This is a genomic window from Oceanisphaera ostreae, assembly GCF_042676125.1.
Classification (GTDB): domain Bacteria; phylum Pseudomonadota; class Gammaproteobacteria; order Enterobacterales; family Aeromonadaceae; genus Oceanimonas; species Oceanimonas ostreae.
Genome location: NZ_JBHTJS010000014.1, coordinates 99,823 through 116,586, shown reverse-complemented (window position 1 = coordinate 116,586; position 16,764 = coordinate 99,823). Strand labels below are relative to the sequence as shown.

Here is a 16,764-nt window from a genome sequence, read left to right as displayed (position 1 = left end):
CCAGGCACCCAATTAAAAAGCCCGATTCGAAAGAGTCGGGCTTTTTTTCGTCTGCAGAAAGGTGAAGAATGAAGAGGACGTCTTTTGCGATCTACCGATACTGAATCCAGTTCAGCATGACGTAGCGACCCTATCTCGTATTAGCTGATCTTGGATATTAAAGCCGCTTTCTCATCTTTGCTAATAAAGGCCATTTCCAGCGCGTTTTCTTGGCAGCGACGAATTTGATTGGATGTTAAACCCGCAGCTTGAGCGGCGGTTGTGTATTCGTGACGTAGCTCTATGCCTTGTACTGCTGGGTCGTCGGTATTGAGGCACACCATGATATTACGGGCCAAAAACTGGTGTATGGGATGATGGCTTAGCTTGGCAACCGTGCTGGTTTGTAGATTAGACGTAAGGCAGGATTCAATACCGATGCGGTGCTCGGCTAGATAATCGAGCAGCGACTCGTCCTGTACTGCTTTAACGCCGTGGCCGATACGCTTGGCGCCTAGCTCTTTAATCGCTTGCCAAATGCTGGCACTGCCAGCGGCCTCTCCTGCGTGCACGGTGATCTGTAAGCCCGCGTCGCGTACGCGCTTAAAGTGCTCGGTAAATAACTCACCAGGAAAACTCAATTCGTCACCGGCTAAGTCCATGGCGACTAATCTATCTTTATAGGCCAAGCAGGCGGCTAGTTCCTGCTCACAGGCTTGCTGGCCAAAGGTGCGGCTCATAATGCCAATTAGCTTAACCGGAATGGAAAAATCACGGCTGCCAGCAGCTACACCATCCAATACAGCTTCTACTACGCCTTGGGGATCGAGACCATGGGTCATTGCCATATATCCTGGGCTAAAACGTAGCTCAGCATAGTTGATGCCAGCGGTCTGTAAGTCTTCAACGTTTTCAAAGGCCACCCGGCGACAGGCATCGTAACTGCCCAGTACCTTCACACCCCAATCTAGCTTGGCGAGAAACGACACTAAATCGGGTGCATTATCTAGCACCTGGACATGGGGGCGCAGCGATTCTAAATTAGTGCCAGGCAGTGACATATTAAATTGCTGCCCTAAGTCTAATATAGTGGCGGGGCGAATATTACCATCGAGATGACGATGCAGATCGAGCAGTGGCAAGCGTGAGTCGATCATAATGGCATGCTCCTGATTAAATACAGTGAGGGATGATCCCTTCTAGTATTGGTACACGTTTAGCTTATAACTCTACAAGTATCACAGCTTAGGTCTTAAGTTCCTTAAGCTTGCGCGTTAGGGTATTTCTGCCCCAGCCTAACAGTCTGGCCGCTTCTTGTTTATGTCCTTGGCTATGAGCCATGGCGCAGTCGAGCAAGATATGCTCGACTGCGGGTAAAATATCGGCAAGTAAGTCTTGCCTACCGTTAGCCAGCTGCTGCTCGGCCCAAGATGCTAACGCCTGTTGCCAGCTATTCCCGCTGTCGCTGTGCTCGCTATTAACTGCTGAGGGCGGCAGCTCGAGTATTAGCTCGGGCGGTAAGTCACCGATTAGCACGACTTGGCCTGATGCCATTACGGTCAGCCAGCGGCATAGGTTTTCTAATTGGCGTACATTGCCTGGCCAAGGTAAAGACTGTAGATAGTATTCGGTGTCCGGATGCAGGCTCTTGGCATCCACGCTAAGTTCTTGGGCGGTTTGTGCCAAAAAATGCTGGGCGAGCTTGGGGATATCTTCGCGCCTATCCTTTAAGCTCGGCATTAAAATACGGATCACGTTTAGCCGATGAAACAAATCCTCCCTAAAATCACCACTGGTAACGCTCAGCTCTAGATTTTGGTGAGTGGCGGCAATAATCCGCACATCTACCTTTAATGGCTGATGACCTCCCACGCGATAAAACTGTCCATCAGATAACACCCTTAATAGTCGAGTTTGAACATCGAGGGGCATATCACCAATTTCATCCAGAAATAGCGTTCCGCCGTTTGCCTGTTCAAACCGACCTTGGCGAATGCTGTTAGCACCGGTAAAAGCCCCCTTTTCATGCCCAAACAATTCAGACTCAATAAGGTCTTTAGGGATCGCCGCCATGTTGAGTGCAATAAAGGGCCGGTCCGCGCGAGGACTGTGCTTGTGCAACGCTTGGGCAACGAGTTCTTTACCGGTGCCGCTTTGGCCATTAATCAGCACCGAGATAGAAGATCGAGCGAGACGACCTATGGCACGAAATACTTCCTGCATAGCCGGTGCTTCGCCAATGATCTCGGGGGTATTGATCGTCGCGGAGTCGACAGGTTTTGTTGTCGGTCTGGTTTGTGCAAAATGCGCGACTGCTCTTTGCACCAGAGCTACTGCGTCGTCAATATCAAAGGGCTTGGGCAGGTATTCAAAGGCACCATGACGATAAGCGTTTACCGCACTGTCTAAATCAGAATGTGCGGTCATAATAATAACTGGTAGCGTCGGTATTTGCTCATGAATGGCGCTCAGCAAGGTGAGGCCATCTATTTCTCCCATCCGAATATCGGATACCACTGCTTTGGGCTGACCGTGGGGTAGCGCGGCCAGTAAGCTTTCTGCGTTAGCAAAGCTCTGGCAGTCGAAGCCGGCCTGAGCCAATGCTCGTTCTAGCACCCAACGAATGGAGCTATCGTCGTCCACTATCCATACTTGTTTGCTCATAAGACTTTCCTAACGCCGTAACGGCAGGTAAATAATAAATTCGGTACGCCCCGGGCGGCTCTGGATCTCTATGCGGCCCTGATGTTGGTGAATTAAATCTTGGGCGATAGATAAACCCAATCCAGTACCACCTTCTCGTCCTGTCACCATGGGGTAAAATAAGGTGTCGCGTAGTGACTCGGGAATGCCGGGGCCGCTATCAATAATGCGAATTTCGGCAGCAAGTCGATAGCGGTGGCCTTGTAGCATCACCTGAAAAGCGGTGCGAGTTTTTAATATAATATGACCGCGCCCCTGCTCATGGCGCTGTAACGCTTCGATGGCATTGCGCACTATGTTGATCAAGGCTTGTTGTAACTGTTCAGGGGCAATCTCAAACTCGGGAATACTGGGATCATAATCTCGCTCTAGACGAATATCCGACGGAAGGTCTATCGCCACCAAACGACGTACCTGTTCAAGTACCGAGTGTAGATTGGTTATCTGACGCTCGCCTAAGCGCTGTGGGCCTAGTAGTCGGTCTACTAGATTACGTAAGCGGTCTGCCTGAGCAATAATTAACTGAGTAAATTCTTTTAGCTCGGCACGAGGCAGCTCCCGCTCTAGTAACTGAGCGGCACCGCGCAAGCCTCCCAGTGGATTTTTTATTTCGTGGGCTAAGCCCCGTACTAACTCTCGAGCTGCTTGCTGTTGTGTACGCTGGTGCAATTCTTGGCTAATTTTTTTTTGCTGGTCAATGAGCCTTAATTCAATAAGTGCTTGAGTATGGCTCGACGCTGCTGCCGCTAAAGACAGAGTAATAGGAGTAACGCTAACTTCAACCCAGCGAGGGGTACCATCAATAACTAAGCGTACTTCACTATCAGTAAACCCTTGTTCGGTTGCAATGCACAGCTTGATACGGTTCATATCCAGCGAAATATCTTCGTCTGCTAGGTTGAGCGGTATGGCTTGTAGTCGGCGTTTACTAAGGGGCAGCAACTGTTCGGCGGCGGTATTTGCAAAATGTACGTGCAGATCGGCGTCAACGACTAGTACCGCAGTTAGCAAACTATCAATAATAGCGTGTGCGTTAGGTTGAGATCCCATGCTTTTAGCCGTCCCCTCTTATCTGTATTTGCACCATTGTAGTGCATTGCGCGGATGTTTCATTTGTTTCCTTAAGTGGCTCTGGGCTGTAGAAGCAAGGCCCACTGGCGTTAGCGCACGATGCATAAATATTTTCATCTATCTCCTAAATAGAAGAATGCAAAAAGCGTGCAATAAATTAACGAGGAGAGAAAAAACAGTAAAATTATTGCGAGGTATAGTTAGCAGGAATATAATTAGCTTGCTAACTAATTTGAGAGGTAGCAATGAAGACCTTGGGAATGACCTTATCTTATCTAGTTCGACAATGGCGTTGGATCAACGATGAACGCCTTAAGCCCTTGAAATTGACGCAAAGTCGCTGGATTACGCTCAGTCACCTAAAATATGAAGACGGCATGCAACAGCATCAATTGGCTCGGCTGATTGGGGTAGAAAGCCCGTCACTGGTACGCACCTTAGATGGCCTTGAGCAACTAGGATTAGTGGAACGTCGACCTTGTCCTAATGACAGGCGTGGTAAGACGGTACATCTGACGCCTAATGTACGCACGTTGATAACCGAGATGGACACTGTGTTGGACCATACACGAGATCAGGTGCTGGCGGGATTAAGTGAGCAGGACATTAAAGAATTCAGTCGAGTGGCAGAGCATATTAGTCAAAATTTGCACCAACTTTGCGAACACAAATAATCATCCCCCTTTGAGGTACCAATGACGCCAGAGCAGAGCTTTAATCGCTGGGTAAAAATTGCGCTTAGCGCTTTTTTTCTACTATTCACTTATTTTGTAATTGCCGATAATTACATGCCGATGACCACGGAAGCGCGTATTCAGCGCTATGTGGTACCGGTATCGGCGCGAGTGTCAGGCCAAGTGAGCAAGGTGTTCGTCGTTAACAACCAAGCAGTTGAACCTAATCAGGTATTGTTTGCACTAGATGATAGTGATTATGTCTTAGCCGTAACCCGTAGTGAGTTAGCACAGGGCCAGGCGCGTACCGAGGAGAAAAAGGCCAACTCTGTATTGGTGGAAGTAAAAGCCGAGTTGCATAAAAGTGAGTTGCAGGCGAAAGAGCAAGAGCGAGAAGCGGCGCGCATTGCGCGATTGCATCGCCAAGGGCACATGTCACTGCAGCAACTAGAGCAAGCTAATACTCAAGTCAGCCTCGCGCGTGAAGCTAGTGCTGTGGCACGAGCTCGCCGGCAAGAAGTCGAGCAGGGGGTCGCTGTGGCGGGAATTATGGTGCAACAAGCTGAAGTTGCACTGCGCCAGGCACGCATAGACTTAGAGCGTACTCAGGTACGGGCAGAAAGTGCCGGACGTATTGGTAACCTGCAGCTACGGCAAGGACAGCATGCCACCGCAGGCCAGCCATTATTAGCGCTTATTTCTAATCAGGGCTGGGTGAGCGCAGATTTACGAGAAAAGAGCCTGCGCCATGTTACCGCCGGTACTCCCGTTGACATTGTATTTGATGCTTTACCCGGCCAGGTATTTGAAGGTCATGTGACTAGCATTGATAGCGGGGTAAGAGAGGGGCAGCAGGCGGCCGATGGCTTGTTGGCACAGCCGGTTAACTCAGATCGCTGGGTGCGCGATGCCCAACGTCTGCGTACACACATAGCGCTAGATGAAGAATGGCCGTTGTTAGCGACGGGTGCCAAAGCCACGGTACAGTTGTATCCTGTTGATAATCCTATTTTTTATGGTTTAGCCGTGATGCAGGCGCGTGTAGTGAGTTTGCTGCGTTATTTGTACTAAGCGCGGGCTGAGGAACAAACTATGGAGTTAACATCGGATCGATTGCGGATTTGTTTTCGCATTGCCTTTGCCAGTGCTGCCGGTTTATTGATTAGCAAACTCATGAACTGGAACTTTGGCGTCTTTTTTACCGTCTACCCCATGTTATTGCTAGGCATGGTGCCGGTGTTAAATCGCTTTATCACTTTGCAATTTATTGGCTCGTCTTTGGTCACTTCACTGGAGATCATGGTGCTTCCGGGCTTGCTGCATAACTGGCCCCCCGCCTTTACCATCATCGTATTTTGCTTGTTTTTAGGCCGTTTTATGTTGATGGCCAAAGGACCGCTTATGCTATTTGGTGCATCAGGGTGTGTCAGTCTGAGCATAATGCTGCATTTCTCCAGCTATGAGCATTTTGATCTCGCCGATATGGCCATGAGTAATATAATGGCTTCTGTGTTGGCGGTGGCACTGGCGTATATTGCCTATGCTTTCTTGCCTAACAAAGAGGCGCCCGTTGCCCGAGCGTTACCTGCCAAGAGTGATAATATGATCCGCCATCAGGCGCTGTTGGGTGCCATCGTGGCCACTTTAAGCTTTACGGTGTTTCAAACACTAGATCTGGTGGACTCGCTTTCTGCTCAGGCGGCCACCGTACTGGTGTTGTTTCCCATGAGCTTTATGGGGGCGGTTCAATCGGGCCGACAGCGTTGCGTGGGTACCTTGCTAGGTTGTGCGCTGGGTTTGCTAACCCAACTGTTTTTATACAGTCACTATCACAACCTAGTGTTGTTGGGTTTGTCATTTTGGCTGTGTGTGATGGTGTTTGCGCGCTTGCATGTCAAAGAAGGGGCGCCCGGAGTGGGCTTTGCCGGCTTGACCACGGTGGGCATTCTCTTTGGCCAGTACGTGTCGGCGGAGCATGACTTAGTCTATAGCGCTCTATATCGAATGAGCTCAATGACCCTCGCCATCATGATCACCCTGTGCTGTGTTTATTTAGTACACAAGCTACTCAACCTTTTTCCTTCCACCCGCCACGAAATTATTGGTTGAGAGAGCGTCTAGCGAGATACCGGAGCAAGTCCGGCATGACGGCAAAGGATGATCAGCAACCAAATAAAAAACCCCGAGCTTTTGGCTCGAGGTTTGTTTTGTTTCAGCACTTTCTTTAACTAATGGCTGATAGCTTACCGCTGACAGCTCTTACACAGAATAGTACAGATCGTATTCTAGCGGGTGAGTCGCCATGTTAATGGTCTGAGCTTCAACACGCTTGTACTTGATGAAAGCGTCAATGAACTCGTCGCTGAATACGCCACCGCGGGTTAAAAACTCGCGGTCTTCATTTAGGCAATCCAGTGCGTTATCTAACGACACCGCTACCGTTGGAATTTCGGCCGCTTCTTCTGGTGGCAAATCGTACAAGTCTTTATCCATGGCATCGCCTGGGTGGATCTTGTTCTGAATGCCGTCAAGGCCGGCCATCAGTAAGGCAGCAAAGCACAGGTACGGGTTAGCTGCTGGATCAGGAAAGCGCGTTTCAATACGGCGTGCCTTAGGCGAGCTGACCAGCGGAATACGAATAGACGCCGAGCGGTTACGGGCCGAGTAGGCCAGCATTACAGGAGCTTCAAAGCCTGGCACCAGGCGCTTATAAGAATTGGTGGCTGGGTTGGTGATGGCGTTAAGCGCCCGCGCATGCTTGATAATACCGCCAATGTAGAACAGCGCTATTTCAGACAGGCCGCCATACAAGTCACCGGCAAACAGGTTTTCGCCGTTTTTAACTAACGACTGATGCACATGCATACCCGAGCCGTTATCACCAACGAGTGGCTTGGGCATAAAGGTGGCGGTTTTATTAAACGCATGAGCGACGTTGTGTACCACATACTTATAAATCTGAATTTCATCAGCTTTTAAGGTCAGGGTATTAAATTTACAGGCAATTTCATTTTGACCGGCGGTGGCCACCTCGTGGTGATGAGCTTCAACAGTCAGACCCATTTCTTCCATCACCAAGCACATGGCGGCACGAATGTCTTGGGAGGAGTCGATAGGAGCAACTGGGAAGTAACCGCCTTTTACGCCGGGTCTGTGACCTTTATTGCCTTCGGCATATTCACGACCTGAATTCCACTTAGCTTCAGCATCATCAATTTTAAAGAAGCTGCCGGCCATATCGGTGTGAAAGCGCACATCGTCAAACAAGAAGAACTCTGGCTCAGGGCCAATCAGCACGTTATCGGCAATACCGGTTGCGGCAAGGTATTCTTCGGAGCGACGAGCAATCGAGCGCGGGTCTCGATCGTAGCCTTGCATGGTGTTAGGCTCTAGAATGTCACAGCGAATGTTAAGTGTGGCATCTTCGGTAAAGGGATCCAGCACGGCAGTGGTGGGATCGGGCATCAATACCATGTCGGACTCATGAATGGTTTTCCAGGCGGTCATGGAAGAACCGTCGAACATTTTCCCTTCTTCAAAGAAGTCGTCGTTTACCTGATTGACCGGAAAACTGATATGCTGTTCCTTACCCTTGATGTCGGTAAAGCGCAAATCGATGAATTTAACATCGTGTTCCTTTATCATGTCCATTACGTTGTCTATTGACATGGATTTCGACCTCCAAAAATAATCATATTATGATTTGATAAGGGGTTGGAACAACCCACTCATCAGTTGCCAGCTATTAAAGCTAAACGAAATTTAAAGCACAACTTAGAGCATAACCAAAGCAAAGCGAAATCCGTGCCACAATGCTAAATGCTCGACACTATGATGTTTACTCTGGTGTTCGAGAACCAAAGCGGCTCTTTTGCACTAATTTGGTGCAATTGCGGATCCTATTGGTGCATTAGGTTGTGGTGCAAGATCATCATGGTGCATTCGGTGCCACTTGGAAAGCTAGCCTACAGTAATTTTCAATACTTCTAGGTAGATCCGTTGTGGCCGAGTAAAATGACCGACTACTTTTTACCCACCCCCGGTATTTTGAGGCAGGAATGTTAGAAAACTTACGTAATATCGCAATCATAGCTCACGTTGACCACGGTAAGACTACTCTGGTAGACAAGCTGTTGCAGCAATCTGGTACATTAGAAAGCCGCGGCGAAGCAGAAGACAGAGTCATGGACTCCAACGACATCGAGCGGGAGCGCGGCATTACCATTCTTGCCAAAAACACCGCTATTCGTTGGACTTCTCCTGACGAGCAAGAATACCGCATCAACATCGTAGACACCCCAGGACACGCCGACTTCGGCGGCGAAGTGGAGCGTGTAATGTCGATGGTTGACTCAGTATTATTGCTGGTTGATGCGCAAGAAGGCCCAATGCCGCAAACGCGTTTTGTAACGCAAAAAGCCTTTGCTCAAGGTCTTAAGCCCATCGTTGTTATCAACAAAGTTGATAAGCCAGGCGCACGTCCTGACTGGGTATTGGACCAAATATTTGACTTGTTCGATAACTTAGGTGCTTCCGACGACCAGCTCGACTTCCAAGTCATTTATGCATCAGGTATCAATGGTTGGGCTTCCTTAGACGTGGACGCGCCAGAGCCAGACATGACCACCTTGTTCCAAACCATCGTTGACCAAGTCCCGGTTCCTGATGCTAACCAAGATGGCACGCTGCAGATGCAGATCTCTCAGATCGATTACTCCTCTTATGTAGGCGTTATCGGCATTGGTCGTATCAAGCGCGGTACCGTTAAGCCTAACCAGCAAGTCACCATTATTGGTGCCGATGGTAATACTCGTAACGGTAAAGTGGGTCTGGTAATGGGCTACTTAGGCCTGCAACGTACCGAAACGAGCGAAGGCTCAGCCGGTGACATCATCGCTATTACTGGTCTTGGCGAGCTGAAAATCTCTGACACCGTGTGTGCTCAAGGTGCTGTTGAAGCTCTGCCACCACTGTCGGTTGATGAACCTACCGTAACCATGACCTTCCAAGTAAACAACTCACCGTTTGCTGGCCTAGACGGCAAGTATGTTACCTCACGTAACATCATGGAGCGCTTGAACTCTGAGCTAGTACACAACGTTGCATTGCGCGTTGAGCAAGGTTCAGACCCAGATAAGTTCCGTGTATCTGGCCGTGGTGAGCTGCACTTAGGTATCTTGATTGAAAACATGCGTCGTGAAGGCTTCGAGCTTGCGGTATCACGCCCAGAAGTTATCTTGAAAACAGAAGACGGCGTTAAGCTGGAACCTTTCGAGAACCTGACCGTAGATATCGAAGAGTCTAGCCAAGGCTCCATCATGGAGAAGCTGGGCGAGCGTAAAGCTGAAATGACCGACATGGTGCCAGACGGTAAGGGTCGCGTACGTATCGACTTTATTATCCCTGCACGCGGTTTGATCGGTTTCCAAACCGAGTTTATGACCCTGACCTCAGGTTCTGGTTTGATGAACCATAGCTTTGACCATTACGGCCCGCACAAAGGCGGCACTATCGGTGCACGTACTAACGGCGTACTGATTTCTAATGGTAAAGGTAAGGCTTCAGCCTACTCGCTGTTTAACATTCAGGAACGTGGCCGTTTGTTTATCGACCACGCGACCGAAGTGTACGAAGGCATGGTAATCGGTATTCATAGCCGTGCTAACGACCTGACAGTTAACTGCATTAAGGGTAAGCAGCTGACCAACGTGCGTGCTTCAGGTACGGATGAAGCACTGACCCTGGTTACGCCTATCAAGATGACCCTTGAGCAATCACTAGAATTCATCGGTGACGATGAACTGGTTGAGGTGACGCCGAATTTCTTACGTATTCGTAAGCGCGGCTTGACTGAGAATGAGCGTAAGCGTTCTGGTCGCGATTAATCTCGACTTGCTAAGCTAAAATATAAAGGGCGCCTAAGGGCGCCTTTTTTTATGGGTAACGTAAGGTGTGAATGGTGAGGAGTGAGGAGTGAGGCGTTAAATAATATAAACAGCTCATTTCAGATTTGGCTTGGCCTTACCCCTCACTTTTTACCCATCACCCCTCACATTTAATGCAGGCAAAGCATATCCGACTGGCACTGAGGTAGGGTAATTTGCCACAATAGAAATATTTAGGGATGAAGCGAGGTCGTTATGAATCAGGTTATTGCGCAACTTTTCCACAGACTACACTTCATTCGCAATCATGGTGGGGACTTTTCCCGCTTTTTGCTTGCGCGAATACAAAACGATCGACTCAAAGTAACAGCGGGTTATTTGGCCTACATTACCTTGCTGTCGTTGGTACCTATGCTGGCGGTTATTTTTGCCATGATGTCGGCTTTCCCCATGTTTGCCGAGTTAAGAGAAACTATTCAGCACTTTGTGTTTGCTAACTTTGTGCCTGCCGCAGGCGATGTGGTGCAAGAAAAAATTCAAAGCTTTGTTGATAACGCCTCTAAAACTACGGCCGTTGGGGTAGTCGCACTGGCGTTTACCGCCATGCTATTGATTTCAGCGATTGATCAGAACTTCAACTATATTTGGCGAGCCACTGAGAAGCGGCGGCTGTCAGTGGCCTTTGCCACTTACTGGATGATACTGACCCTAGGGCCGATTTTAGTGGGTGCTAGTTTAGTGCTTACTTCCTATATCACCACCATAAGGGTGTTTGATAACGATGTGCTGGGGCTCGGCGGTCAGCTGTTATCCATCTTCCCCTTCATACTATCTACCTTGATGTTTGTGGTGTTTTACATGGTGGTACCCAATACTCGAGTTAAATTTAGTCACGCCATTTGTGGCGCTTTGGTCGCGGGGGTATTATTTGAAATAGCCAAACGAGGTTTCGCATTTTATATTGTGAAATTTCCTTCTTACGAAGCCATTTACGGCACGCTAGCGACCATTCCGATTATTTTTGTATGGGTATATCTCAGTTGGATGGTGGCCTTACTGGGCGCCGAAATTACGGCAGGATTAGGCGAGTATGAAAGCCTGCGCGGTGAACGTTTTGAAGACATAAACCCGGATGCTGAAGAGGAGATTGATTAATGCGCACCTTGTATCCCAGTATTACTGCTTATAAGCAGCAGCGGTTGTCAGTAACCGAGCGCCACCAATTATATGTAGAAGAAAGTGGTAACCCGCTGGGTATCCCCGTTGTTGTGCTTCATGGTGGCCCAGGAGCAGGTATTAGTGACGAGCATCGGCGCTTTTTTGATCCGGAAATCTATCGCATTATCCTTTTTGACCAGCGTGGTGCGGGTCAGTCGACGCCTCATGCAGAGTTGGCAGATAATCATACCCAAGCACTCATTGCCGATATAGAGCTTGTTCGTGAGGCGCTGGGTGTAGAGTCTTGGCTGGTATTTGGTGGCTCTTGGGGATCGACCTTGGCACTGTGTTATGCCATTGAGCATACCGAGCGGGTGCGAGGTTTGGTACTGCGTGGGCTGTTTTTGGCGAGGCAACAAGATTTACATTGGCTGTATCAGCCTGACGGCGGGGCAGCCCAGCTGTTTCCTGATTACTATCGAGACTTTATAGCCCCCTTAGAAGGTGACACTCGTCATTTGCTCAATCACTATTATCGCCTATTAACCAGCAGCAATGAGCTGGCGCGATTAAACGCGGCCCGCGCTTGGGCTATTTGGGAGGGACGTATTTCTACTTTACTCCCCAGAGTCGACGCCCAAGAGTATTACGGCGAGACGCACGGCGCATTAGCGTTGGCCAGAATTGAGTGTCATTACTTTATAAATAATTGTTTTATAGAAGAAAATTATATTGTTCGCCAAATTAACAAGCTGCGACAGCTACCAGCCGTGTTGGTACATGGTCGTTACGACGCTATTTGTAAGCCTGCGGCCGCCACCGAGCTGGCCGCGCACTGGCCAGAATTAATGCTGCAAATAGTGCCGGGTGCCGGACATTCAGCCTTCGAACCGCGTATTATAGACGCCTTGGTTAAAGCGACCGATCAGATGGCGAAGGAGTTAGCACAACCATGATTGCCCTGATCCAACGAGTCAGCTCGGCGTCGGTTATGGTCGCCGATGAGACGGTGGGCGCGATAGGCCCCGGTTTGTTAGTACTGTTAGGCGTAGAGCGCAACGATAGCCAAGCCAATGCCGATAAGCTACTGCGTAAGGTACTGGGTTATCGGATATTTAGCGATGAAGCCGGCAAAATGAACCTTAATGTCGGTCAAGCTGGCGGTAGTCTATTGGTCGTCTCGCAATTTACCCTGGCCGCCGATACCAATAGCGGTTTACGGCCCAGCTTTTCTAGTGCCGGAGCGCCTGCAGAGGCCGAAGCTTGGTATCACTATTTTGTAAAGGCCGCCGAGGAGCAGGGCATTACTACGGCCTCTGGCCGTTTTGCCGCCGATATGCAGGTTAGCCTAGTGAACGACGGTCCAGTGACCTTCTGGCTACAAGCCTGATTTTATATTGCAACCCAGCTGCCGGTCTTGCTCAGGCATGACTACCTTTACCTGCCCGTCTGGGCAGGTCTTTAAAATAATAATAATAGGAGCAGACCATGTATCGTGTGGTCACCCCGCAAACGGAAGCGGAACTTGAATCTTACTACCAACTGCGCTGGCAATTATTGCGCAAGTCTTGGCAGCAGCCTAGGGGCTCGGAGCGAGACGAGTTTGATGAGTATGCCCTGCATCGCATGATGGTGGATAACACCGGCAAACTAGTCGCCGTCGGGCGTCTTTATGTGAGTGGCGACGAAGCACAAATCCGCTTTATGGCAGTCGTACCCGAATGTCGCGACTTTGGCTTAGGTACGCGCATGGTGCAGGCCCTAGAGCAAGTTGCCCGCCAGCAAGGTGTGCGCCGATTAGTGATGAATGCTCGCGAAGAGGCAGTCGCATTTTATGGCCGCTGTGGCTTTACTGTGGTCGGCGAAGGCCCCATCAGCTTTGGTAAAATACCCCATCGACAGATGATTAAAGCGCTTACGTCCATCCATCAAATCCGCCACTGCCCAGAGCTGTGCGACGATCTGCAAAGCCAATGGCACAGCCGCATTCCCGTTAGCGAAAAAATGGGCATTAAAATCATTCAGTACACCGGCAGTCGTTTTAAAACTAAGGCTAATCTTACGGCTAACCTCAACATGCATGAGTCTATGTTTGCGGGCAGTATTTATAGTCAATGCGTGCTGACCGGCTGGGGGCTTATTTGGCTACAAATGAAGGAGTTCGGTCTTAATGGCGACATTGTGCAGGGCAGTGGTGATATTAAATATTTAAAGCCGGTGTGGGATGAACCCACAGCCGAAGTAACAGGCCGACTGCGCGAGCAACTGATGCCACTACAAGCCGGCGAGCGCGTACGAGTCGACCTTGAAGTAATCCTCTACAGCGGCGAGCAAAAATCCGCCATCTTCAACGGCCGCTACGTGATTTTGCCGCACTAGCGTCCGAAAGTCCGAAGGGCAGCTTTAAGCCGTCAGCGATCAGCTATAGATAGACACCGCTCTCTGCCGTCTTACCGGGCTTGCCCCGGTATCTTTCTTTGGTTCTATGTTTTATCTGGCGGCTTACGAGCCCAATGGCTACCCTTAATGGACTGCGTAAAGCGTACGGCCTAGACCTCTTACTCCCCAAGCTTTCTTACTGCATCGATCAATGGGCCAGATAAGCCGCCGTTAGGATAGAGCACGTCGCCGCTATACCAAGGCTTGCAGGGCGTGGCCAGTTTGGGCTGATGCAAGGTGAGCTGTGGCGTGCGCCAGGTGTCAGTGAGATCAATCGCTAACTCACGACAGCCGGCATCGTTAATCGCCCCTAACTGTAATTGCCAGCCCCCCGCAAAGTCCACGTTACCGCGTAGGGCGAGTAAATGGCGCACACTTTGTAATGCGCTGCCATCTAGCTGCCAACGGCCTTGGGTTACGGGGCCCGCCAGCTTTACCTGATAAATAAAGCCATCGCTTTGAGTTAAATCCAGCGCCGCCAAGGCGGGGTCCACGGTGCGTGCACGAGCATAATCTTCCGCTAATCGTGATTTAAGCCAGCTATCCAGCCCGACCTTTTCAATAAAAATATCTTGGCCATCTATTGCTAACTGACCCTGCCAACTTTTGGCTTGCTGCAAGTCACCATCCAGTGCGGCACTGATATTGACGGTGCCCGAAAATCCGCGGTCGCCATTTATCCAGCGGCTTAGTGGCCGTAATGCCAGCGCTTGGCCTTCCAGCAGTAATTTGCCAGGGTGTGGTGCATAGCGGCCAAGGTGGCCGCTTACCGACAGCTGGCCGTCTAATGCTTCAGTGGTGAGCTGTTCTATAGTGAGTTCGGTATCATCCAGCCGCGCCTTGGCTTGCCCTTGGCGGGCAACTAGGTTGCTGAACGCAACTTCATTCCAGCTGGCTTCTAATCGTGCTTGCTCGCTTAGCGGCCGCCATTGGCCAGCAGACCATGCCAAGTCAGATATAAATAGATCAGCACCCAATATGGATAATGCCAGCTCACTATCCAGAGATAACAGCTCGGCTTGGCTGATATTAAGTTTATGCAGACGTACATCGGGTGTAGGCCAATATAAACCCGGCTGCCAAATAAGTTTATTGCCCTGTAACGCTAGGCTGTCTATATCTAGCCGCGCTTGCTGTGGAATCCAACGTAGCTCGCTGTTAAAGGCACCTTCATAGGCTTGGCCGTTAATGCTCAGCCCTAGTTGCTCGCGGCTGCTCAGTAGCTCGCCGCTGTGTTTGTCGAGGCGCAGCCAGTCTAGCACTGCCTCATCGGCTTGCCATTGGCCACGGGCGTCGGGTAGGCCACCTGCTTGCCACTCAAGATAGCGAATGTCGCCCTTGATACCGTTACTGGTCAGTTTTGGGCTAGTAATGCTGACATCGGTGAATTGAGCGCGACTCAGCAGCAGCGTCCAGTCGGAAGCCAATTGCGGTAACTCATCGAATTGCACGCGGTTATGGCTAAACGCTGGCGCCGTTAAGGTAATTTCTTGCCTGGGGATATCTAGTGTGAGACCTGAGTCAAACAAGCCGTCAAACAGGCGGCTTTGAATACGCTCTAACTGTAATTGTTGCTGCGTTACCTGGCCATGAAAACTAATTTGTGCCATGGCTAGTGCGGGGTGGGTTAGCTGGCGCAGTTGACCATTAAGTGTAAAGTCAGACCACCACTGCCAAGCGCCATCTTGCCTAGGTTGCCAGTGTTTAATGGTGATATCGGTGCCTTTGGCCTCCCAGCCTTGCCAGTTTAGGCTTAAATTGGTGCTAGTGAGTTCATCAAGGGTGATATTGGCTAAATTATCGGGCAGCGTCAGCTCGGTGGCGTTATCCAGATCTATGTTGGCGTCAATAATATCGAGGGTGGCAATGCGTGTGTGTCCCGAAAGTGGCGATAGGCTGGCCAGCTGTACATACACTTTGCGAGCGCTAAACCAATCACCTAGCTGCACATCTTCGGCCAGCAGGGTGTAAGGGTGCAGCGGATTAAACTCTAGGTTGCCTACCGTGAGCTCAATATCGGTGTGTTCGTTAAGCCAGCCTAACACCGGCTTTTTCAATTGGTTAGCATCAAATACGCTCAGCAGCAGCCAGCCGGCTAGCAGCAGTATCAGCACTAACCCCAACAAATATTTGGCCAGCTTCTTCATCGCACTATCCCTTAATTATCCGAGACTTACATCATACATAGCCCATAGGCCGGTGGGAAACAAAGCCGTGACTAGAAATAGCGGTAAAGCGTGTGAAGGGTAAACATAACACCAGTACCAAAAACGTAGAGACTAAATATTTTTGCCACGGAATATACGGAAGTAGAGCTAGTTAAAATACGACAAAGAAAAAATATTTGTATGTAAAATCTTACAGAAATCAGTGCAAGCGCCAAGCTAAACAAAGAGCGGTACTTGTCGCGGATCTAGAAAGGCCGAAAAAGGGTCCACTTCACCGACACGCTTAATTCGCATCCGAAGCACTTAGCTTAGATGACCAAAAGTCAGTCTATGCGATTCTAAAAGAGTTGCTAGTCTAACTAAAAATGCCTGTGATCGCTGGCTGAGCTAGCTCTGCTGTCTGGGGGCATTCGTAAAAGGCCGAACAAAGGGCCTACCCCATCGACACGCTTAACCCGCATCCATGCGGCGCTCAAACACATGACGTCCCTGTCATGTGATGGTCGGTGAAGCAGGCTCCTTCATCCGACCCTATGCTACGGAGTTACCTGTTAGCATGGCTTACAAACAACAGCCGTACTTGGTCAACGCGCATAATGGGTTTTCATCTGTGCAAATTTAAGATTTGAGGTGTCAGGGTAGGGGAGAAGCGGGTTTTTGTCAGCGCACTAGGGCCTAGTGCGCTGT

General features: G+C 49.8%; 13 protein-coding genes. 8 read left to right on the top strand and 5 right to left on the bottom strand.

Annotated elements, in window-relative coordinates; all coding sequences use genetic code 11:
- Window positions 1–140 precede the first annotated feature (140 nt).
- The 3 genes from add to glnL form a co-directional block, all read right to left on the bottom strand.
- Window positions 141–1,136, bottom strand: coding sequence for an adenosine deaminase (gene add / locus ACFQ1C_RS05155; protein WP_379557463.1), 996 nt, complete (start codon window positions 1,134–1,136; stop codon window positions 141–143).
- Between the two features lie 88 nt (window positions 1,137–1,224).
- Complete coding sequence (gene glnG / locus ACFQ1C_RS05150) at window positions 1,225–2,643, bottom strand: nitrogen regulation protein NR(I) (RefSeq protein ID WP_379557462.1); 1,419 nt, start codon at window positions 2,641–2,643, stop codon at window positions 1,225–1,227.
- 9 nt (window positions 2,644–2,652) lie between these two features.
- Window positions 2,653–3,732: a nitrogen regulation protein NR(II) gene (gene glnL, locus ACFQ1C_RS05145; RefSeq protein WP_379557460.1), complete on the bottom strand. Its 1,080-nt coding sequence runs from the start codon at window positions 3,730–3,732 to the stop codon at window positions 2,653–2,655.
- Window positions 3,733–3,998: 266 nt separating this feature from the next.
- Here glnL and slyA point away from each other — a divergent pair, with 266 nt between their 5' ends.
- From slyA to ACFQ1C_RS05130, 3 genes are read left to right on the top strand one after another with little or no spacing between them, the layout of a single operon-like run.
- On the top strand, window positions 3,999–4,427 hold the full coding sequence (gene slyA, locus ACFQ1C_RS05140) for a transcriptional regulator SlyA (RefSeq protein ID WP_379557459.1): 429 nt from the start codon (window positions 3,999–4,001) through the stop codon (window positions 4,425–4,427).
- Between the two features lie 21 nt (window positions 4,428–4,448).
- A complete protein-coding gene (locus tag ACFQ1C_RS05135) occupies window positions 4,449–5,498 on the top strand; it encodes an HlyD family secretion protein (RefSeq protein ID WP_379557457.1) in 1,050 nt (349 codons plus the stop codon).
- Window positions 5,499–5,519: 21 nt separating this feature from the next.
- Window positions 5,520–6,536: a DUF2955 domain-containing protein gene (locus tag ACFQ1C_RS05130; protein WP_379557456.1), complete on the top strand. Its 1,017-nt coding sequence runs from the start codon at window positions 5,520–5,522 to the stop codon at window positions 6,534–6,536.
- A gap of 150 nt (window positions 6,537–6,686) precedes the next feature.
- Here the strand turns inward: ACFQ1C_RS05130 and glnA are convergent, their stop codons facing one another.
- Complete coding sequence (gene glnA, locus ACFQ1C_RS05125) at window positions 6,687–8,096, bottom strand: glutamate--ammonia ligase (protein WP_449290060.1); 1,410 nt, start codon at window positions 8,094–8,096, stop codon at window positions 6,687–6,689.
- A gap of 389 nt (window positions 8,097–8,485) precedes the next feature.
- Between glnA and typA the strand changes: the two genes are divergently transcribed.
- The 5 genes from typA (at window position 8,486) to ACFQ1C_RS05100 (ending at window position 13,849) form a co-directional block, all read left to right on the top strand.
- Window positions 8,486–10,312, top strand: coding sequence for a translational GTPase TypA (gene typA, locus ACFQ1C_RS05120; protein WP_379557455.1), 1,827 nt, complete (start codon window positions 8,486–8,488; stop codon window positions 10,310–10,312).
- A 255-nt stretch (window positions 10,313–10,567) separates the two neighbouring features.
- Window positions 10,568–11,467 carry a virulence factor BrkB family protein gene (locus tag ACFQ1C_RS05115; protein WP_379557454.1) on the top strand — a complete coding sequence of 300 codons (900 nt, stop codon included), beginning with the start codon at window positions 10,568–10,570 and terminating at the stop codon, window positions 11,465–11,467.
- Window positions 11,467–12,426: a prolyl aminopeptidase gene (gene pip, locus ACFQ1C_RS05110; protein ID WP_379557453.1), complete on the top strand. Its 960-nt coding sequence runs from the start codon at window positions 11,467–11,469 to the stop codon at window positions 12,424–12,426. Before ACFQ1C_RS05115 ends, pip begins: the two co-directional genes overlap by 1 nt.
- Window positions 12,423–12,860: a D-aminoacyl-tRNA deacylase gene (gene dtd, locus ACFQ1C_RS05105; protein WP_379557452.1), complete on the top strand. Its 438-nt coding sequence runs from the start codon at window positions 12,423–12,425 to the stop codon at window positions 12,858–12,860. Before pip ends, dtd begins: the two co-directional genes overlap by 4 nt.
- A 98-nt stretch (window positions 12,861–12,958) precedes the next feature.
- Window positions 12,959–13,849 carry a bifunctional GNAT family N-acetyltransferase/hotdog fold thioesterase gene (locus ACFQ1C_RS05100; protein WP_379557451.1) on the top strand — a complete coding sequence of 297 codons (891 nt, stop codon included), beginning with the start codon at window positions 12,959–12,961 and terminating at the stop codon, window positions 13,847–13,849.
- A 179-nt stretch (window positions 13,850–14,028) separates the two neighbouring features.
- Here the strand turns inward: ACFQ1C_RS05100 and ACFQ1C_RS05095 are convergent, their stop codons facing one another.
- A complete protein-coding gene (locus ACFQ1C_RS05095) occupies window positions 14,029–16,056 on the bottom strand; it encodes a hypothetical protein (RefSeq protein ID WP_379557450.1) in 2,028 nt (675 codons plus the stop codon).
- Window positions 16,057–16,764: the final 708 nt, after the last annotated feature.